Consider the following 19,858-nt stretch of genomic DNA (forward strand, 5'->3'; position numbering starts at 1 on the left):
GTAAAATTGTTTTTTTTCATACCTTTAAGGTGTTTTGTTGGTGGAAAAATCAGCAAAAACATTTCCTGTCGGGATAGGATTCGCGGTCTGACTCCGAAGGAAATGCCTTTAGAAGCACCAGTTTGTGTTGGAAGCACGGCTGGTGTTTTTTCTTGAAGAGGGTTACTCAATTTGTAGAAATAAGTGCATAGTGGTAAAAAGATTAGGAGGTTTGAAATGTTGTTATGTGTTGAAAGAGAGCGGATTAGTTGCAGCCTTTTCCACTCAAAAGAATAATCGTTCCTTGGATTTCGTATTGGGCTTTTAACGCAGCACAAATCAGGTCGAGTTGGTTATAGAGGGATTGGTTGGACAAATCTGCCGTAAGCAAACAGTTGTTTTGTTGTTCGTTTTCTACCACGATGTCGATGCCATAGGCCAATTCAAATCGTCTAATGACTTCGGACAGGGGCGTATCGTCAAACTGAAAGGTCAATGTTTGTTTTTCTGATTCAGGCGTTTCAAGTAAGGTCGGTTTATCGACTAGTCCCGTTACAAAGTGCTTTTGTTCATCATAGTAAGTCGCGGCCTGATTGGGACTAAGCACAACGCCATTAGCGACGGGGCTGCGTTTTTCGGTTGATTGTCCATACACAGCCACCCGTCCTGTGACTACTTCTACGCGCACGTCTTTGGTTTTGGAATCGGTACGAACAAAAAAGCTCGTTCCCAATACTTTGGCAATGACACGGTCGGTATGAACATAAAATGGCCGCGATGGCGATTTTTGAATGTCAAAAAAAGCATTGCCGTTTAGATAGACAGTTCGGTTACTTTTACTAAAATGTTTTGGAAAACGAAGGGTGCTGTTAGGCAATAACTTGACTTTACTGCCATCTTCCAGTTGGACGAGCAACGGGGTGGTGGCGTTGTTGGTACGGCTCAACCAGTCACTAGCAACGATACCAATGGTTTGAGGTTTTTTTGTTGTCTCGGTGACTGACCACCATACGGTAATAAGTAATAACGTTGCAGCCACCCCCACCCAGCCGTAATTAAAACGCTTTGGTAGAGGGTGTAAGTCGTTAATGGAGTCGTCATGGTCCATTTTTGACTGGATTTGCTCCCAAAGGCGTTCTTCTAGTTCGTCGGTATTTATGTTTTTTTCTAACTCACCCGTTTCGGCCTCCAGTAGCCCGTACCAGTGCTCAACAAACGATTTTTCTTCGGTGGTACACTCTCCTCGGAGGTATTTCTGCAAGAGTTGCCTAAAACTCTTTCGGCTCATAAATGTAGTGCTGTGTTTTCAATCTATAAGTCAACGAAAGCACTATAAGGCCGCAAATACTTTTATTAATTCTATGTTAAGTACAATTTAATTGATGTAAAGAAGAAAATATTCTTGATAAAATACTACATGAAGAAAATCAAGGATAGAAGTGTTGGAAGATAGTCACGCAGATAATGACGCAACGACTTGAGGGCTTGGCTTAGGTGGTATTCTACTGTTCGCTCAGGTACTTGCAATTTGCTCGAAATTTCTTTGACGGATTGGTATTCCAAGCGGTTCATTTGAAAAATTCTACGTGTTTTTTCGGGCAAGTCGTTGAGTTGTTGTTCCACCACTTGTATCAACTCTGCCAATTCAAGTTGTTCTTCCGTGATGGAGCTAATTTCTGAATAGTGGAATTGCGCGTATTCAGCGAATTTTTCTTGTACTAGATTTGATTTAATGTGATTAATAACTGCGTACCGAACCGCCGTAAAAAGATAAGCATCAAGGCGGTCGATTTGTAGAGTACTACGGCGTTCCCAAAGTTTAAGGAAGATGTCTTGCACGAGTTCTTCAGTGACGGCAGCATCTTGAAGTTTGCGGGTGGCCAGACCAAATAGTTTTTTCCAATAACGCAGATAAATTTCACGAAAGGCTTTCTCATCTCCTGTTCGGAGATAAACTAGGAGCATTTCGTCGGTTAGTGATTTATAATTCACCTGACTTTATTTGGTAAAAAAGGATGGAAGTTTTAAAGGATTTGAAACCATTGATGAGGGTTTCTTTCAATCCGAAGTTTGGGTAATTAATTGAACAGAACAAATAAATAGTTGGCTTTTTTTATGCAATCGTTGTCGGGAACGTTGCCAGAACATAGCACAAACGCGAAATTTTGGTTCAAGTTGACACAGGGGGGCATGAGAGAAGGGTAGTTGTAAGGGTATTACATCCACCCCCTTCGACGGAAATAAATCAGCAGCCCAACGGCCAATATAGCCATGCCGCCAAGGGTGTAGAAGTAGCCATTGGGTTGGCGTAGCTCGGGCATGTGGTCGAAATTCATGCCGTAAATTCCCGCAATGAACGTAAGTGGCATAAACACCGCCGAATAAATGGTCAAGGTCTTCATCACGCTGTTCATCCGCGAACTGAGGGTTGAATAATGAATGTCAATCAGCCCTGTTAGTAATTCACGATTGGATTCAATAGAATCAATGGCGTTTGTAATGTGGTCGTGGACATCCCGAAAATAAGGAATAGTGCTTTTCTGAATGAGTTTTGAGTTTTCGCGCAAACCCTGACTCAGCATATCGCGCAACGGCCACACGTACTTTCGCATGAGGGTGAGTTGGCGTTTGAGGTTGTACAATTGGCCGATGGGGTCTTTGTGTTTACTTTCCAAAATCAAACCTTCCAATTCTTCGAGTTGCTCGCTCATTTTTTCCAGAATTTCGAGGTAATTATCGACAATCAGGTCAACGAGCGAAAAGAGCAAATAATCGGCGCCGTTTCGCCGCGTTTTTCCCACCGAAGCCTTGATGCGTTCCAAAACGGGAGCGAAAATATCATTGGTCCGTTTTTCCTGAAACGAAATCAGGTAATTGGCCCCCAATAAAAAGCTGACGTGTTCGGCGTCAATGCTCAGTTCTTTTTCGTCCCAGTACAGCATTTTCAACGATATAAATACGTAAGCGTCGTTGTAAAACTCTATTTTCGGCTTCTGACGCGTATTCATGATGTCTTCCAACAGCAGTGGATGGATGTGGTGAATCTGCCCAACGGCTTCAATTACCTCGGGTTCGTGAATTCCGTCCACGTCGAGCCAACTGATGTAGGAAGCATCGGAGGCAATCTGGCAATCGGCTACTTTGTCAATGGTACGTTCTTTATGGTATTTTTCATTGTATTCAACCAGCTTAATAGTTGTATCCTTGACGACTTCGGGGCCGACATAAATCAATGTACCAGGCGAAAGACCAACTTTTGAAGAAGACATAATTTATAGTGTCGAATGCAAAATGCAGCGTGTCGAATGTGTGTTGAGGGTTGCTCACAACCCGAATAGTATAGGCATCATGCGGGTGCTCCTGTCAACCCTCTACATTCATCTATTGAATGAATGGCAAAATTTTTTCCACATCTTCGGGGGTATCGATGCAATGACTCTCGTAGGTGGTAAGGCCCATTTTAATTTTGAAGCCGTTTTGCAGCCACCGTAATTGCTCCAAGGACTCGGCCTTTTCGAGCGGAGAAACAGGCAAGCGAGTAATTTTCTCCAAAATATCAGCGCGGTAAGCATACATCCCCACTTGTCGGTAATAGGTATGATGTTTGTGCCACTCTTGTGGGTCAACTCCTTTTAAATAAGGAATGACTTGGCGGCTAAAATAAATGGCTTCGAAGTGTTCATTAATAATCACTTTGGCTTCCCCAATATCAAATAATAACTCAGCATCAGTCACAGGAATCATTTGAGAAGCTAATTCAACCGAGCCATCCAGCATAGCCCCCAACTCGTCGATTTGCTCAGGAGCCACAAAAGGCTCATCACCTTGAATGTTGATGATGTAGTCATTGGGCATAGTAGGGGTATGATATGTATTGCCCTCTGCTCCTTGTCCTTTGCCCCTTACGTTCAAGTAGGCTTCCCAGCACCGATCCGTGCCACTTGGGTGGTCGGGGTGGGTCATAACTGCTTTACCACCAAAGGATTCGACGTGCTCTAAGATGCGAACATCATCGGTCGCAACAATTACTTCGGAGAGGCATGTGGCCTTGGTGGCCTGCTCATATACCCGTTGAATCATCGTTTTTCCTTTGATGTCGATGAGGGGTTTTCCTGGGTAGCGCGTTGAGCCATAACGCGCAGGTATAATTCCAATAATCATAATCAATAGTTTTTCGTTGCTAAATACACTAATTTTGCGGAAAATTCACAGTACAAACGATTATGACCGAATACAATCACCGCGAAATCGAAAAAAAATGGCAGAAGTTTTGGGAGGAAAACCAAACTTATAAGACCCAAATCGACCCAAGTAAGCCTAAGTATTATGTCCTCGACATGTTTCCGTATCCTTCGGGAGCGGGTCTGCACGTAGGGCACCCACTGGGCTACATTGCTTCTGACATTATTTCGCGATATAAAAGACTCAAAGGGTTCAATGTGTTGCACCCAATGGGTTTTGATAGCTTTGGATTGCCCGCCGAGCAGTATGCGATTCAGACGGGTCAACACCCAGCCATAACGACCGAGCAAAACATCAATACGTTCATTTCTCAGCTAAAAAATATTGGGTTTAGCTACGATTGGAGCCGTGAGATTCGTACTTCCGACCCCAATTATTACAAATGGACGCAGTGGATTTTTATGCAGTTGTTTAACCACTACTACGACCGTGTGGCCGACAAAGCATTGCCAATCAGTCATTTGGTTGAGCAATTTGCACAAGGTGGTTCGGCAGCAGTGAACGCCGTTTGTGACGAAGACGTAACGGAGTTTAGCGCGGAAGAGTGGAACGCCATGAGCGAAAAAGAGCAACAATTGGTCTTGTTGAAATACCGCTTTACGTTTCCCGAAGAATCGTTTGTGAACTGGTGCCCAGGCTTAGGAACGGTACTTTCAAACGACGAAGTGAAAGACGGCGTTTCGGAGCGTGGGGGCTTTCCTGTGGAGCGTAAATTGATGAAACAGTGGGCAATGCGGATTACTGCCTATGCCGACCGTTTGTTGAATGGACTAGATACAATCGACTGGCCTGAACCATTAAAAGAACAACAACGCAACTGGATTGGCCGCTCACAAGGGGCATCGGTAAAGTTTGCTGTTGATGGTCAAGATAAATTGATTGAAGTATTTACGACCCGTGTCGATACCATTTATGGGGTAAGTTTCATGGTGTTAGCCCCTGAGCACGAATGGGCAACAGAACTGACAACCGCTGACCAAAAAGCCGACGTAGAAGCCTATATCAAGTGGGCTGCCAGTCGCAGCGAGGTGGACCGCATGGCCGAAAAGAAAGTGTCAGGCGTGTTCACGGGAAGTTATTGTATCAATCCGTTCAGCGGTGAAAAAGTACCTATCTATTTGGCCGATTATGTTTTGGCAGGATACGGAACAGGGGCTGTGATGGGAGTTCCATCGGGCGATCAGCGCGACTGGAACTTTGCAACGAATTTTGGTTTGCCTATTATTCCGATTTTAGATACGCAAAAAGACACGGACCAACAGGCCGATAATACCAAAGAAGGACACTACATCAACTCGGGTATCATCAACGGCATGACTTACCAAGAAGCGACTGACACACTTATCAAGTGGTTGGAAGAACGTAAATTGGGTAAGGGTAAGGTACAATACCGCTTGCGTAATGCTGTGTTTAGTCGCCAACGTTATTGGGGCGAACCTGTACCTGCTTATTTCAAAGACGGTGTTCCGTACTTGATTGATGAGGCAGATTTACCGTTGGAATTGCCAAAAATTGATAAATACCTTCCCACCGAAACGGGCGAACCGCCACTAGGCCGCGCCGAAGGGTGGAAATACAAAGGAGAATACGATTATGAATTGAGCACAATGCCAGGCTGGGCGGGTTCGTCGTGGTACTGGTACCGCTACATGGACCCTCAAAACAACGAGGCATTTGCTTCCAAAGAAGCCATCGACTACTGGCAACGTATCGACTTCTACTTGGGCGGCTCCGAACACGCTACTGGACACTTGTTGTACAGCCGTTTTTGGAACAAGTTCTTGAAAGACTTGGGCGTAGTTCCTCACGAAGAATTTGCGGCTAAGTTGGTGAACCAAGGTATGATTCAGGGACGTAGTAATTTTGTGTATCGCTTGAAATCAAGTGATAATGCAAAACCCGTTTTTGTAAGTTATGGCTTGAAAGACCAGTACGAGACGACCAAATTGCACGTGGATGTAAATATGGTAGAAAACGATGTTTTGGATACCCAAGCCTTTAAAAACTGGCGGGAAGACTTTGCCAATGCTGAATTTATTTTGGAGGAAGGCAAATACATCTGCGGCTGGGAAGTGGAAAAAATGTCAAAATCGAAGTATAACGTCGTAAACCCTGACACGATTGTTGATAAATACGGCGCTGATACCTTGCGGATGTACGAAATGTTTTTGGGGCCATTGACCGACGCCAAACCGTGGAATACCAACGGCATCAGCGGAACGTCGAACTTCTTGCGTAAGTTTTGGCGCTTGTTCTTTGAGGACCAAACGGGTAAATCAAAATTGGTGGATGCCGAACCAACCGCCGACGAATTGAAGGTATTGCACCGCACCATCAAGCGCGTGGAGGAAGACATTGAGCGTTATTCGTTCAACACGGTTGTTTCTACGTTCATGATTGGGGTCAACGAATTGAGCGATTTGAAGTGTCACAAAAAAGCCATCTTGAAAGAAATGGTCATTTTGTTGTCGCCGTATGCCCCTCACATTACCGAAGAACTTTGGACGGCATTGGGCAACGAAGCAGGAACATTGACCACCGCTCCGTTTCCTGTGTTTGAGCCTAAGTATTTGGTAGAAAGCTCGTTTGAGTATCCAATCCAAATCAACGGTAAAGTACGTGCCAACCTCGCTTTCCCTGTCGATATGTCAAAAGAAGACATCGAACAAAGTGTATTGGCCAACGAAACCGTTCAAAAATGGTTGGAAGGAAAAGCCCCTAAGAAGGTGGTAGTGGTTCCGAAACGGATTGTAAACGTCGTTTTGTAATCATATAAAACATCCCGAAAGTTTTAAACAAAACATCCCGAAAGTTTAAAACTTTCGGGATGTTGGCTTTACACTTTTACTGCGTTGTCTTTGAACCACCTTTTACACTCTTCTAAACTTGACTGACCAGAGGCCACTTTTAGGATGAAATTGTAAAGTTCATCGAGAGGCAAATCTTTTCTCAGGCGATAGCCATTAAGTTTCAAAAATGCAAGTGCTGCTTCTAAACCAGTTCTTTTGTTGCCATCAGTAAAGATATGGTTACAGATAATGTTGTAACAATATACAGCAGCTTTATCAGATGTAGTGGGATACAGTGGTTCTCCAAACATTTCTGCTTGGACAGCCTCCAACAAATAATCTAAATTTTCTTCGTGCAAAAAGTTATTGGGAGGCATAAAGTTGCCACCATGGGCAGCCACAGTTTGTTCATTGATATAGGTTACATCCTCCTTATCTAAGTAAATCATCATTATGCTAATGCCTTGAAGACCTCACCATATTCTTCAAAATCCTCTTTTACAATTTCCTCTAACCGTTTCTTTTTAGCTATTTTTAACTCTTCCCCAAGCTGTTTGATTAAATCATTAACATACTCAGGTTCTTGAATAGCCAACTCTTTGAGGGCTTTTTCAATCATATTTTTATCCAATACAGCTGTCATAGTGGTGGTTATTAAAATGCTTGAACTCGATTTCTAAGCAAAGATGCAATTTATTTCATATTGACACGTGCTTTTTCAATGGTTTCCTGCCACTGATTCATATCTACTTTTTTTAAGAATTCATTCAAATCTCGCACTTTTTCTTCTACTATTTGATGACCTGTTGTGCGTGTTGCGGGGGCTTTTTTTGTCTTAGTTTTCATCGCTTATCTTTTTAAGATAACAAAATAGTCATACAAACGATTTGATTGAAACGGTTCAGATTCTCCTTCACTACTGACTCCTAAAATTACAAATTCCTTTTCTAATTCATCCAAATCTCGGCTGATTATCAAACGATACAAACGCTGTCTTCGTTCGTCGCTACCTTTAAATGCTATAATTTTGCCTGGATTTGCTTCAAGGAAATTTATGATTATCCCCATTACCGTTGCTAAAATTGTTTTCATGTCTTTATTTCGGCTCTCAGTAATGTCTGATAAACGCCCCTCTTCGAGTACATCTACCAGTGCCAAATTGTAAACATTTTGGAAGTCTGATGTAGTAAAAATAACCCTTTTATTGACTTCTTTTTCGCGACTTATACTTTTGAAATCGTAGCGTATTTCGGTAATTGGGTTTTCAAACGGATACTGTGGCTCATCCATCTCCAAAAAACGTTAACAAATGAAACTTTCAATGTCTTAGGACTTTAAAAGTTTATAAAGTAACCCCTTCCAAGGTTTAAAACCTTGGAAGGGGTTCTGTTTTACCCCAGCCTCACCAACTCTCGCAAATCATTGTTAGACAAATCGCCCAACCATGTTTCGCCGTCGGTGACGGTGAGGTTGGCGAGTTCGCGTTTGTTTTGAATGAGTTTGTTGATTTTTTCTTCAAAACTGCCTTGCGTGATAAATCGGTGTACCAATACATTTTTGGTTTGGCCAATCCGAAAAGCGCGGTCGGTGGCTTGGGCTTCCACGGCGGGGTTCCACCACAAATCGTAGTGAATCACATTGTTGGCCGCCGTTAAATTGAGCCCTGTTCCTCCCGCTTTGAGCGACAAAATCAAAATACGGGTGGAGCGATTGTGCTGAAAATCATCCACCATTTCATCGCGGTTTTTACGACTGATACCTCCGTGAAGGAAAGGGACTTCCAATTGCATTTGCTCCTGAAACATCGTTTGTAACAACGTCCCCATTTCTTCGTATTGCGTAAATAGAAGCGTCTTTTCGCCATTTTCGAGGATTTGACGAATCAAATCCAACAGCAATTGCGTTTTTCCCGATGCTTCAGGTTGAGCGCCGCCTTTTTTGAGGTAGTGCGTGGGGTGGTTACAAATTTGTTTGAGGGCGGTCATCATTTTAAAAATCAACCCACTGCGTTTGAACCCATCTTTTTGACCTTCAATGCCCCGCAACGCTTGGTCCACTACACTTTGATACAAAGCCGCTTGCTCGCCCGTGAGGGTACAAGCTTGGTCGATTTCAATTTTGTCGGGTAAATCTTGGATGATTTTTTTGTCCGTTTTTACCCGTCGCAAAATAAACGGCTCGGTCACGCGCTTAAACTTATCCAAGGCGTGTTGGTCGCGATCAATCTCAATCGGAATGGCGTAATCACTCACAAACTTTTTCAGATTACCGAGGTAGCCTTTGTTGGCAAAATCAAAAATTGACCAGTATTCGGCCATGCGGTTTTCGACGGGTGTACCACTCATGGCGATTTTGATGCCCGATTTCATTTTTTTGACGGCTTTGGTTTGGGCAGTATTGGGATTTTTGATGTTTTGCGCTTCGTCAATGACCATCACTGCCCATTTTAGCTTGCTCAAACCCTCTTCCTCACTGCGTACCACGCCGTAGGTGGTGAGCAAAATATCGGCGTCTTTGAGCGGAACCAAACTTCGTCCCGAACCGTGGTACAGGTGCAGACGAAGTTCGGGGGCAAATTTGCTGATTTCTTTCGACCAGTTGGTAAGCAAAGTCGTTGGCACTACAACCAACCCTTTCAATTTTTTAAAAGCCCCTTCTTGCTTCATTTTCAGGAGGGTAGTGATGACTTGCAGGGTTTTTCCCAACCCCATGTCGTCGGCAATGAGACTACCCATTCCCAAACGCGCATTTTTATAAAGCCATTCGTAGCCGCGTTGTTGGTAGGGGCGTAAGTTGGCGGCAAGGCGCTCGGGAAGTGCTACGGTTTCGTTTTTCAACAACGATTTCATCCACTTTTGCGCCGATTTGGTGAGGGTTACGCCCGTACCGTTAAATTCTTCAGTAAGAGCCGTTTGTAACAGTTCATTGCTATCCAACGAAGGCGGATTTTTGAGCTTTTCGAGTAAGGTTTTGATTTCTTTTTCGTCAAAATACGCGTATTGGTCTTTGATTTTTACCAACCCTCGGTAGTTTTCAATCATCCGTACAAAGCCTTGGGTATCAATGTGTTCGTCGCCCACGGCTACTTCCCAGCGGAACTTGAGCATATTTTCCAAACTGATAATCGACGAAGCCGCCACTTTGCCGTCTTCCTCGCTGTCGAGCGTCATGGTAAGCTGCGGACGGAGCAATTTTTGAAGCGATTTTGGCAACTGAATTTTGATGCCAAACAGTCGAATCGTTGGCAAAATTTTCAGAAGAATATCGGCAAACACCTCGGAGTCGAACTGCAATGTTTTCGCTCCATTGCTGGCAATCAATTGATTAAGTTGCGGAAAATGCTCCGCCATCATGGACAAGTCGCGCATCACCCCCATGCGAACGGGGGCATAATTGCGTTCGGCCATGAACGTTTGGAGGGGAATCGGGATGTTGAGTTCAGACTTTTTATGTTCTACAAACAGGTTGACTTTAAAACCCTCCTCCAGTTCTTCTACTTGCACCAACGGCACGTAATCGCGTTGGGCAATGAAAAATTTATTTAACCACAACTGAATATTACTCGGAATTTCGCGGGACTCAAAACCTCCAAAGAAAACCATGGCGTTTCTAAAAAATAAGTCGTCGGTGTCGGTGGCTTTGTAGTCGTAATGGTCATTGAATTGCCGTATGTGCTCAGTCAAAATGAGCGAAGACAAGGCATTCATAAAATCCGTTTCGGTGGGAACAAAGATGTCTCGTTTCCCAATTTTGTAATAAAGAATATCGGGAGGCAATACTGCTCGTACGTGAGCCGACAGAGTAGCGACTTGGTCGTTGACAGTGGCTGGAATCCAGCGTACTAAGTGGTATTCTCGCTTGAGTTTAGCGCGTAACAATTGAGGAATAATCGCACCGCGCTCAAGGAGTTTGAGTGAAAAACGATTCAAAAAATAAAGCCCTTTGAGGGTAGGAGAGAGCTGTGGCAACTGCGACGAAGGCAAATGATGAATCCAATCGACAAACTTGGGGAGTTCGTCAAATTGAAACACAACTCGCTCGCGGGTATCTCTGAAATTGGCCTGCAAAAAGCCCAGCGCTTCGTCCATGATGATTTCGCCGCTTTCTACCGCGTCCAAATCTTTGTCATATTCTTGGTCACTCGGTTCTTCAGAAACAGCCAGTTCGCGCGCTTTTTTTGCAGTATGAATGTGAAATTTTTGTAAAACCTGTTTGAAATTACCCGTTCGGTAAAACAAAGGTTTATCCCCTAAAAGTGACAATAAATTATCCGAAATATCGGGAAGTGTCGAAAAATCCAGCGGGGTATATAGGGCTTCGTTTGGCTGAAAAACGGTTTCTTCCGAGCCTTCAAACGGTTGGCGAATATCGGCTACGTCGAGCGTTTCTACATCTTTTTGGTCAGAGGACGCAAACCCCAGCGTTTCCAAGCTTTTGAACAAATCAAAATCACGGAGTTCAAAAATCAGAAAAGGATTTTTGTCAATTTCATTAGCGACCAAAAACAGCACCGCCGCGCGGTGTTTGCAAGGATCGCCCCAATCGGGACACGAACAATCGGAATGAAACGCTTCCCACGAACGCGGAAATAGAAAAACTCCTTGATGTTGACAGTCGTTAAACAACTCGGTAGGCAGCTGACGATTCAGCAATTGTGTCAAATACAGCGGATTCTCAGTAATTAAACTCAACAATCGGGCTTTGTCAGACGGAGAGAGTGGGTCGATATTGAACGAAATCTTATAAGGCCGAGGGCTGGTACCTTTTACCCGCGCCGCGATTTTGTTTCCCTCAAACGCGATGCTTTGGACCGAGCCATTGTTGGCATACGTACGACCTCTGGCCAATCGCCCGCTTTCATCGAGCCCTTCCAGTATCGTGATCCATTGTTGTCCCCACCACGTTTGTCCAAACGTACTTTTACGTTGAAATGCCATTCGTTTTTCGATTTTTTGCAAAAATAGGGAAGGATGTGGCAAAGTAGAACAGGATTCTGTTTCTTTGAATAGCCTTCCAATGCCTCGGCCTAGTAGTTCATTTGATTAATTTCTCGTTTTACTTACATGAAATCACCATTTTCGACTTCCCTCTTTTTAAGTTTGTTGCTGTCTTTTGGAACAATTTGTGCTCATTCTCAGGATTTTTCGACAAACTATTTTAAAATTCACATCAACGAAAAAGGCTGGATTACCAGCATGAAAAATACCACTACCCAACCTCAACGGGAATTTAGTCCTGCCGAAAAGCCGTCTCCGTTGCTTAGCCTGTACGACAGTAAGAAAAAGTACTATTTTAAGCCCATCAAAGCTACCTTTCAAAAGTCGAAAAAAACGTTTTTGTTGCACTATGCCAACGGCTCCGTAGCAACAGTATCGGTGGTGCCTCATTCAAAATACATCAAGCTGACACTCCTTGCGCTTAGTCCTCGAAATGGGGTTGATAATGTCCAATGGGGCTCTTACCATACCAACATTACCAACCTTTTTGGGGAGGTGATTGGCGTAGCGCGCGATACCAGCGACACCGTCAATTACGCCATCGGGATGTTGGCCCTTAATGACATTACCATCGGAGGTACGGCTGATTTAGAAGGGGATGCTGCTCCTTTTCAGTACATTATTCATACGCCCGATAAAAAACAGTTTCCGCTTCCTGCGCATTTGCACGAAGGGCAAGTATTCCCGATTGGTGGTGATGGCATAAGCGACGTGGCTTTTTATTCTCATTATGAGCCTTACTATCGAATTTTGTACGGAAATGCTGCTTTTGTGGACAAAGAAGGTGAAATCTATTTGACGTACCACGCTCGCAACCGCACCGTTAAAAACGACATTTTGTTTTCGCTTATTCCATTTTTGCCCACCAACAAACCCAACCACCAAGAAGTGGAGCCGCTGCCAGGCGTCGATTTTATTGGTTCGTCCATTGCCCTTTGGGGAAGCCCCGATAGCACCGCTTTGTTGGATGTGATTCAAAACATCGTTTTGTCCGAAAAGCTACCGTATCCTACCATCAATGGCAAATGGGTCAAAGACCCCGCCCGATATATCCCCGACGTAAGTGCCAAAGGCGGGCTTTATGACAGCACTCTTTCGTACGTGTCTCAAATGGGTTTTAAAGCCATTGAAGCCGAAGATTTGCCCTATTTTAAGGTGGACCGAGGCAATGGAGGTTACATTGATGGGCTAAATTTTGAAAAGAAACCGTTTAAAAAAACATCGGGGAGCCTGTCACATAAAGAATTTACGGACTTAGCCCGCCCCAAAGGGATTTTGGTTGGCCGTCATACCATTGCAACCGCCCTCGCTCAAGGAACAAAGGATGCCAGCCCGATACCGAGCGATAGTTTGTGTTATCAGCAAAAACGGGTGTTGATGAAAGCGATAAGCGCCACTGACACGCTCATCGAAATCGACGACCCAACGTATTTGGACGAAATAGCCAGTTGGGAAGGACATTGTGAAAACTTAAACATGGTTAAAATTGGGCAAGAACTAATCCACTATTTAGGGGTTTCTACCACCCCGCCTTATCGACTTTTGCGCGTCAAAAGAGGGTATTGGGGTACAACACCGTCGGCGCACTCAGCTTCTGAATCAGTGTATAAGCTTCAAGTAACCATCAATTATGGCTACGACGGCTTGATTCCGAACATCTATTTGCAAGATAAAATTGCGGCGTATTACGCAGACGTGAGCCACATCAATGGCATTCACTTTATGGACTTAGACGGGCAAGAGTTTTTGTTTAATAGCGGTCATGGGTATTATTCGGTGAAGCGGTTTTTTCGGAAAATGTTTGAACGCGCGGACGTGCATCGCATCCCCTACCTTAGGGTGTCGGGCGCTACTTTGTCGGAAGGGTCGTGGCATTATCAAAGTGTGTGGAACGTAGGAGGGGGCACCAACATGTATGACCTCAAAAAACGAGTTTGGGGCAGCACCACCAGCGAAGGGAAAGACATTCGGGATGTGGCTTTTTCCAATTATTTTCCTGCCACGTTTGGGGTGAATTTTGGAATGAACGCAAACTCAACGGTAGCTGATTATGAGCACATTCAAGCGATTTCGGTTGGAGCTGGAGCCACTTATTTGATGGAACTTAACCAAAAGTCAATCGAAAGTTGTCCCCAAAAATACGACATATTCAAAGCCATCCGAACGTGGGAAAATGCCCGTGCGGCCAATGCGTTCCCTCGTTGGGTTAAAAAAGAATTGTCGAACCCCGACAATCAATTTCATTTGGTACAAATTGATACCTACACTTGGAAGCTGTACAAAACAGACCGAGACGGACAAAATCCAACGTTGTTTAGCGTCTTGAAAAGAGACACTAAGTATCCTTGAAACGGGCAAAATTTTAATTAAACGTAAGAGTAACAGTACGTTTAGGCGTTTTAGTTAAAATTTTTATCAAAAAATTCATAATTCAAGGGTTAGGTTTGCTGATTTTAGGTCTCGTGTCAGTAAAGGTCCTATTTGAACCCATGAAACCCAGACCCAAAGACGAACATACCCAACAACTCTGGCAAGATTACCGCGCAGGTGACCCCGCTTCGCTGGCGCAGTTGATGCAGTTGAATTACTCCGATTTATTTCATTGGGGAGTGCGCTTTTGTCCCGAACGGGAGATGGTGAAAGACTGTATCCAAGAGCTTTTTTTGAGTCTTTGGCAGATACATGCGACCATCGGAGAGGTCGAAAATGTGCGGGCTTATTTGCTGAAGTCGCTTAAAACGAAGTTGTTGAGGGAGTTGTCAAAACAACACAACCATTTTTACGAATTAAACGACGACTACGATTTTGATGTGTTGTTTTCTGCCGACCTGCGCATGATTGAGGACGAGTATGAAGTATATCAACTCAAACGATTGGAACACGTATTGGGACAATTGCCCGAACGCCAAAAAGAGCTTATTTATCTAAGATTTTACCAAGATTTGAGCTACGATCAAATTGCCGAAACCATGCAAATCGGCCGACAATCGCTGTATAATTTACTCCAAAAGGCACTGACAAGTTTAAGAAAACACTGGCAAGTGGGGCTCAACTTGTTATTGGCAGCCATGTGGGTGCGATAATCAATCGGGGCCTTTGGGAAATTAACTGAAATGCATTACACCAATCAAATGAAAAAATACGAAGAATATAATGCCTTAGATTTTGTTAAAGACGACTCATTCCGAGATTGGGTACGTGGGAAAGGAAGCGATGAGGGTTTTTGGATGCGCTTTTTACAACAACATCCCGAAAAAAAGGCGGACATTCGTCAAGCGGAGTTGCTTATTCGGGCCATGAATGTAGCGCCCGAATCACTCTCTGAAAAAGAAGTTCGCCAGGAGGTGACTCAATTTTTAGAAAAAATTACCAAACCATCTGACCAAGACGTCCCAACTCCCGTACGGTTATGGTGGCAACGTCCTCTCTATCAATTTGCGGCGGTCGTGGCCTTCGCAATTCTTTCCTTTGGCGCTTGGTGGGCTATGAATGTGGACGAAAAAACGCCACTGATGAGCTCAATTCCTACGCCTGACAATTCGCTGGCCGAAACGGTGAACGAAACGGAGGGGTTCTTACTGTTGACCCTAGAGGATGGCTCCACTGTCAAACTGAGCCCTCATAGTCGATTAAAGTACGCGCCGAAGTTCACAGGTGAAAACCGCGAAGTGTTTCTGACGGGCGAGGCGCTTTTTGAAGTAGTGAAGAAAAAAGAACCTTTTTTGGTACAAACAGGGAAGCTAACGACCAAAGTATTGGGAACTGTTTTTACGGTAAGGGCTTATAAATCAGACAATCGTGTAACGGTGCAAGTGCGGTCGGGAAAAGTTTCGGTGTATTCGATTGATGAGAAAACCCCTGCGGTGATGACCACCACCAAAGGCGTGATATTGACGGCTAACCAAGCGGCGGTTTTTGAAGAAAAAGAAAAACAACTCAGTAAAACGTTGGTGCTAGAACCAATTGTGTTGCGCCCCGAAGCCATTATAAATCATTACGCCTATGACGAAAGCCCACTTCCGCAAGTTTTAAATCAATTAGAACAAGCCTATGGGATTCATTTTCAGTTTGACAATGAAAGCCTTAAAAACTGTAAAATCACCGCAACGCTTTCAAACGAATCCTTATATGATAAACTTAATTTACTCTGTAAAATCACGGGGGCAACCTACGAGATTGTGGACGGCCAAATCATCTTTGACGCCCAAGGATGTATTTAAAAAAAAATCGGCAGTGGTTCCAGCACGGCCGATTTGGATTTAACTTTTTTCAAATGTGTGTCTAAGCTATCTAAAAAAAGATGGTAGTGAAGATGAATGTCTCAAAACCAATGTTATAAACCCAGACAAATTTATGCAAAACCTTTTTACTGGTCAATTTTGGCTTCGAATTATGAGGTTTACTTTGACGCAACTGATGGTTGCTGTGCTATTTTTGAGTATATCCCATGCCCACAAAATGCACGCTCAGGAACTCCTGAATCAACGACTCACGCTAAGTTTTGAAAGTGCTGAAATCAAAAAAGTGCTTCAGCGCATCGAAAAAACGACGAATGTGCAATTTATGTACAGCTCCAACGTGCTAAAAAGTACGCAGCGTGTATCTCTAGCCGTTAACAACGAACGCTTGGCGGTTGTACTTGAAAGCTTACTCACGCCCATGGAAGTGGCATACGAAGTAGCAGGTAATCGTATCTTACTCAAACGAGTCAAAGCTGAAAAAACGGCCACGTCCAATCAAACGTCTGTCCACCCAAACGAATTCGCCCCCATCGACCGACAAATAATCGGAAAAGTAATCGATGAAAGTGGGGGAGGGTTACCAGGGGTAAGTGTGGTGGTAAAAGGCACAGCCAAAGGGGCTATTACAGACAGCGATGGTAAGTACAACCTCAGTATTCCAGAAGGGAACGTCACGTTGGTGTATAGCTTCGTTGGTTATGAAGCCCAAGAACTTGTCGTTGGGAGCCGTACTACCGTAGATGTTACCTTAAAAGTGGATGTCAAAGCCCTGAGCGAAGTCGTGGTAGTGGGTTATGGTACCCAAAATCGGAAAGACGTAACGGGCTCTATCGCCTCTATCAGCGCACAGGACATCAAGGACATGCCCGTAACCAACGTGGCAGAAGGAATGGCTGGAAAACTTCCTGGGGTGTTGATTCAGCAAACTACAGGTGCACCTGGCAACAGCCCTTCGGTGAAAATCCGAGGGTTTGGGTCAATCAGCGCAGGAAATGGGCCGTTGATTGTGGTGGATGGGCAACCCCTTAACTCAGGCGATCTAACCAACGGTAGCGGTCTTAACCTGATGAATCCCAACGATATCGAAAGTGTCGATGTACTGAAAGATGCCTCCGCTACCGCTATTTTTGGTTCAAGAGGAGCCAACGGGGTAATGATGATTACGACCAAGCGGGGTAAAGCAGGACGCAGCCGTATCAATTTTGATTATTATACGGGTGTGCAAGAAATTAGCAAAAAAATGGACATGCTCAATGCCCAACAATTTGCGGAATTTAGCAAAGAAGCCTCCAACAATGCTTATTTAGAGCGCGTAACGGGTGCGCAAGCTTCTGACCCCAACAGCGTACGCGCCGCAGGAAACCGCTATCGTTATCCACGTGGCGAATACCCTGGTATCGACTTTGACAATCTTGCCGCTTTGACTTCATACGACTACCAAAGCCTGATTTTTAGGCAAGCACCCATTAGTAGTTACCAGATGTCGGGCTCGGGTGGGACAGATAAAGTTCAGTACATGGTTTCGGGAAATTATTTGAAACAAGACGGTATTATCAATACTTCGGGTTTAAAACGCTATACGTTCCGTTCCAATATCGACGCCCAATTGTCGCCAAAATTGAAAATTGGAATGAGCGTTAGCCCTTCTTTTACGACCGAGCGCCGCGTCAATTCGGATGGACACTGGGCAAGTAATGGGGTCATCAACGCCGCTTTATCGCAAGCACCTATCATTCCAATTTACCAAGCAGATGGCGTGACCTACAACTCTCAAGCTTCGATTGCAGGAGCGTATGACTGGGCGGGGGTAACCAATCCCGTGGCTAACATTACGGAGTTAGACAATACGGCAACTACATTGCGCTTGTTGGGCAATACATACGCAGATTTGACCATCTGGAAAACCCTCAAATACCGCGCTACTTTTGGTGCTGACTTAAATTATTTCCGTCAAAATCAATTCCAGACATCGGCCATTCCCCTGAATCAATTGTTGCCACCCAACGCGAATTCAGGATCTTCGGCTACGCGTCAATCCATCAACTGGGTTACAAGCCATACGTTAGGTTATAATGTCAGCTTTATGGCCGACCATTATGTGGATGCTTTGGTGGGTTTTGAAGCACAAAAAAATGATTTTGAGTCCAATAGTGTCAACGCTAACCGATTTCCCAACGATATTGTACGTACAGTCAACGCGGGCGTTATCATCGGTGGTAGTTCTTTGCGCGATCAGTGGTCGTTGGCCTCCTATTTTGCCCGCGTAGGATACACGTATAAAGACCGTTATTTGGTCAATGCTTCTATTCGCCGCGATGGTTCATCTCGTTTTGGGATGAATCAGCGTTATGGAATCTTCCCATCAGCTTCTATTGGCTGGCGCGTTACAGAAGAGCCATTCATGAAAAACATTCCGACCATATCCGAAATGAAACTCAAGGTGAGTTATGGTTTGGCAGGAAACAATGCCTTTTCTAATTATGGTTCAATCGGTATTTTGGGGGCAGACAACTACGTGTTCGGAAATGCCCTTGTCAATGGTTTGGCCACTTCTACCATCGGTAACGATAACCTAACTTGGGAAAAAAGCCGTCAAACGGATATTGGTTTGGAGTTAGGTTTATGGAAAAATCGAATCTTCTTCACTGCCGATTACTATTCAAGAATCACCACCGATTTGCTACTTTCGGTACAAGTTCCTACCCTCACAGGTTTCTCAACGGCTAGCCGTAATATTGGTAAAGTCGAAAATAAGGGAATGGAATTTGGCCTTGTGACTCGTAATACAACTGGTAATTTGAAATGGACGACAGATTTGAATGTTTCGTTTAACCGCAACAAAGTATTGGCACTCGGGCCCACAGGCGATGCCATTAGAAGTGGTACGGGTGTGGGGGAAACCAACATTACTGTCATTGGGAAACCACTTGGAAACTTCTACGGCTATCAGCAATTGGGCGTATTTAAAGACCAAGCCGATTTAGACAGCTACCCACACGATGCCACGGCGCGCCCTGGTGATGTGAAGTTTGCGGATATCAACAACGACGGTAAAATCAATGCTGACGACCGCACGATTATCGGAAATAACCAGCCTGATTTTATTTATGGTATGACGAATACCTTGTCTTTCAAAGGTTTTGATCTTGGAATTACCGTTCAAGGAATTCAAGGTGGGCAAATTCTAAACTTGAGCCGCCGTTTTATTGAGAACTTAGAAGGAAGTCAAAATCAATTATCGACCGTACTTAATCGCTGGCGTTCACCGCAAGACCCAGGCAATGGGATTGTCCCGCGTGCCAATCAACGAACGACGGGCAACAATAACGCTATTTCGAGCCGTTGGGTTGAGAGTGCAAGTTACTTCCGAGTTCGTAACATCACCCTAGGTTATAACTTGCCAAAAGCAACTCTTGAGCGCGTTAAAATCCAAAGCCTTCGGTTGTATGGTGGTATCCAAAATGCCTTTACTTCCACCAAATACCTTGGCTTCAATCCTGAAGTGAGTGGTTACGAAAACGCCCTTACGGGTGGGGTCGATTATGGCTCGTATCCATTGGCGCGTACCTATACCATAGGTTTGAATATCGGTTTCTAATCCCAAAAACGG

General features: G+C 44.3%; 14 protein-coding genes. 5 read left to right on the forward strand and 9 right to left on the reverse strand.

Going from position 1 to position 19,858, the window contains the following annotated elements:
• Window positions 1–244: 244 nt before the first annotated feature.
• The 4 genes from FHS57_RS23715 to kdsB all read right to left on the reverse strand — a co-directional run bounded on the left by FHS57_RS23715 (window position 245) and on the right by kdsB (window position 4,140).
• Window positions 245–1,267 carry a FecR family protein gene (locus tag FHS57_RS23715; RefSeq protein ID WP_183978037.1) on the reverse strand — a complete coding sequence of 341 codons (1,023 nt, stop codon included), beginning with the start codon at window positions 1,265–1,267 and terminating at the stop codon, window positions 245–247.
• A gap of 125 nt (window positions 1,268–1,392) precedes the next feature.
• The gene (locus FHS57_RS23720) at window positions 1,393–1,944 is read right to left on the reverse strand and encodes an RNA polymerase sigma-70 factor (protein ID WP_221225713.1); all 552 of its coding nucleotides are present in this window, start codon (window positions 1,942–1,944) and stop codon (window positions 1,393–1,395) included.
• Window positions 1,945–2,195: 251 nt separating this feature from the next.
• Window positions 2,196–3,248 carry a magnesium/cobalt transporter CorA gene (corA, locus tag FHS57_RS23725; protein WP_183978041.1) on the reverse strand — a complete coding sequence of 351 codons (1,053 nt, stop codon included), beginning with the start codon at window positions 3,246–3,248 and terminating at the stop codon, window positions 2,196–2,198.
• A 112-nt stretch (window positions 3,249–3,360) separates the two neighbouring features.
• Complete coding sequence (gene kdsB, locus FHS57_RS23730) at window positions 3,361–4,140, reverse strand: 3-deoxy-manno-octulosonate cytidylyltransferase (protein WP_183978043.1); 780 nt, start codon at window positions 4,138–4,140, stop codon at window positions 3,361–3,363.
• 62 nt (window positions 4,141–4,202) lie between these two features.
• On the opposite strand from kdsB, the gene leuS reads away from it, so the two are divergent.
• Window positions 4,203–6,989 carry a leucine--tRNA ligase gene (leuS, locus tag FHS57_RS23735; protein ID WP_183978052.1) on the forward strand — a complete coding sequence of 929 codons (2,787 nt, stop codon included), beginning with the start codon at window positions 4,203–4,205 and terminating at the stop codon, window positions 6,987–6,989.
• Window positions 6,990–7,057: 68 nt separating this feature from the next.
• Here leuS and FHS57_RS23740 read toward each other — a convergent pair whose 3' ends face one another.
• The 5 genes from FHS57_RS23740 to FHS57_RS23760 form a co-directional block, all read right to left on the reverse strand.
• On the reverse strand, window positions 7,058–7,462 hold the full coding sequence (locus FHS57_RS23740; protein WP_229601434.1) for a type II toxin-antitoxin system death-on-curing family toxin: 405 nt from the start codon (window positions 7,460–7,462) through the stop codon (window positions 7,058–7,060).
• Window positions 7,462–7,653 (reverse strand): hypothetical protein, encoded by a 192-nt coding sequence (locus FHS57_RS23745; RefSeq protein WP_183978055.1) that lies wholly within the window; start codon window positions 7,651–7,653, stop codon window positions 7,462–7,464. The genes FHS57_RS23740 and FHS57_RS23745 overlap by 1 nt, the downstream gene beginning before the upstream one ends.
• 50 nt (window positions 7,654–7,703) lie before the next feature.
• Entirely contained in the window at window positions 7,704–7,856 is a 153-nt protein-coding gene (locus FHS57_RS23750) for a hypothetical protein (RefSeq protein ID WP_183978057.1), read from the reverse strand.
• A 3-nt stretch (window positions 7,857–7,859) separates the two neighbouring features.
• On the reverse strand, window positions 7,860–8,300 hold the full coding sequence (locus tag FHS57_RS23755; protein WP_183978059.1) for a DUF6934 family protein: 441 nt from the start codon (window positions 8,298–8,300) through the stop codon (window positions 7,860–7,862).
• Between the two features lie 101 nt (window positions 8,301–8,401).
• Window positions 8,402–11,947, reverse strand: coding sequence for a DEAD/DEAH box helicase (locus FHS57_RS23760; protein WP_183978061.1), 3,546 nt, complete (start codon window positions 11,945–11,947; stop codon window positions 8,402–8,404).
• A 126-nt stretch (window positions 11,948–12,073) separates the two neighbouring features.
• On the opposite strand from FHS57_RS23760, the gene FHS57_RS23765 reads away from it, so the two are divergent.
• The 4 genes from FHS57_RS23765 to FHS57_RS23780 all read left to right on the forward strand — a co-directional run bounded on the left by FHS57_RS23765 (window position 12,074) and on the right by FHS57_RS23780 (window position 19,846).
• Window positions 12,074–14,356, forward strand: a complete 2,283-nt coding sequence (locus FHS57_RS23765) for a hypothetical protein (protein ID WP_183978063.1) — start codon at window positions 12,074–12,076, stop codon at window positions 14,354–14,356.
• A gap of 140 nt (window positions 14,357–14,496) precedes the next feature.
• Window positions 14,497–15,090 carry an RNA polymerase sigma factor gene (locus FHS57_RS23770; RefSeq protein ID WP_183978065.1) on the forward strand — a complete coding sequence of 198 codons (594 nt, stop codon included), beginning with the start codon at window positions 14,497–14,499 and terminating at the stop codon, window positions 15,088–15,090.
• 48 nt (window positions 15,091–15,138) lie between these two features.
• Window positions 15,139–16,227: a FecR family protein gene (locus FHS57_RS23775; protein WP_183978067.1), complete on the forward strand. Its 1,089-nt coding sequence runs from the start codon at window positions 15,139–15,141 to the stop codon at window positions 16,225–16,227.
• A 133-nt stretch (window positions 16,228–16,360) separates the two neighbouring features.
• Window positions 16,361–19,846, forward strand: coding sequence for a TonB-dependent receptor (locus tag FHS57_RS23780; protein ID WP_229601435.1), 3,486 nt, complete (start codon window positions 16,361–16,363; stop codon window positions 19,844–19,846).
• Window positions 19,847–19,858 lie beyond the last annotated feature (12 nt).

Source organism: Runella defluvii, from assembly GCF_014195535.1.
GTDB classification, from domain to species: domain Bacteria; phylum Bacteroidota; class Bacteroidia; order Cytophagales; family Spirosomataceae; genus Runella; species Runella defluvii.

What these genes read in the sequence shown, in the direction of transcription:
- FHS57_RS23775 (WP_183978067.1), top strand. Translation starts at nt 15,139, where the DNA reads ATGAAAAAATACGAAGAATATAATGCCTTAGATTTTGTTAAAGACGAC.
- kdsB (WP_183978043.1), bottom strand. Translation starts at nt 4,140, where the DNA reads ATGATTATTGGAATTATACCTGCGCGTTATGGCTCAACGCGCTACCCA.
- FHS57_RS23765 (WP_183978063.1), top strand. Translation starts at nt 12,074, where the DNA reads ATGAAATCACCATTTTCGACTTCCCTCTTTTTAAGTTTGTTGCTGTCT.
- FHS57_RS23740 (WP_229601434.1), bottom strand. Translation starts at nt 7,462, where the DNA reads ATGATGATTTACTTAGATAAGGAGGATGTAACCTATATCAATGAACAA.
- FHS57_RS23720 (WP_221225713.1), bottom strand. Translation starts at nt 1,944, where the DNA reads ATGCTCCTAGTTTATCTCCGAACAGGAGATGAGAAAGCCTTTCGTGAA.
- FHS57_RS23745 (WP_183978055.1), bottom strand. Translation starts at nt 7,653, where the DNA reads ATGACAGCTGTATTGGATAAAAATATGATTGAAAAAGCCCTCAAAGAG.
- FHS57_RS23760 (WP_183978061.1), bottom strand. Translation starts at nt 11,947, where the DNA reads ATGGCATTTCAACGTAAAAGTACGTTTGGACAAACGTGGTGGGGACAA.
- leuS (WP_183978052.1), top strand. Translation starts at nt 4,203, where the DNA reads ATGACCGAATACAATCACCGCGAAATCGAAAAAAAATGGCAGAAGTTT.
- FHS57_RS23755 (WP_183978059.1), bottom strand. Translation starts at nt 8,300, where the DNA reads ATGGATGAGCCACAGTATCCGTTTGAAAACCCAATTACCGAAATACGC.
- FHS57_RS23715 (WP_183978037.1), bottom strand. Translation starts at nt 1,267, where the DNA reads ATGAGCCGAAAGAGTTTTAGGCAACTCTTGCAGAAATACCTCCGAGGA.
- FHS57_RS23770 (WP_183978065.1), top strand. Translation starts at nt 14,497, where the DNA reads ATGAAACCCAGACCCAAAGACGAACATACCCAACAACTCTGGCAAGAT.
- FHS57_RS23780 (WP_229601435.1), top strand. Translation starts at nt 16,361, where the DNA reads ATGCAAAACCTTTTTACTGGTCAATTTTGGCTTCGAATTATGAGGTTT.
- corA (WP_183978041.1), bottom strand. Translation starts at nt 3,248, where the DNA reads ATGTCTTCTTCAAAAGTTGGTCTTTCGCCTGGTACATTGATTTATGTC.
- FHS57_RS23750 (WP_183978057.1), bottom strand. Translation starts at nt 7,856, where the DNA reads ATGAAAACTAAGACAAAAAAAGCCCCCGCAACACGCACAACAGGTCAT.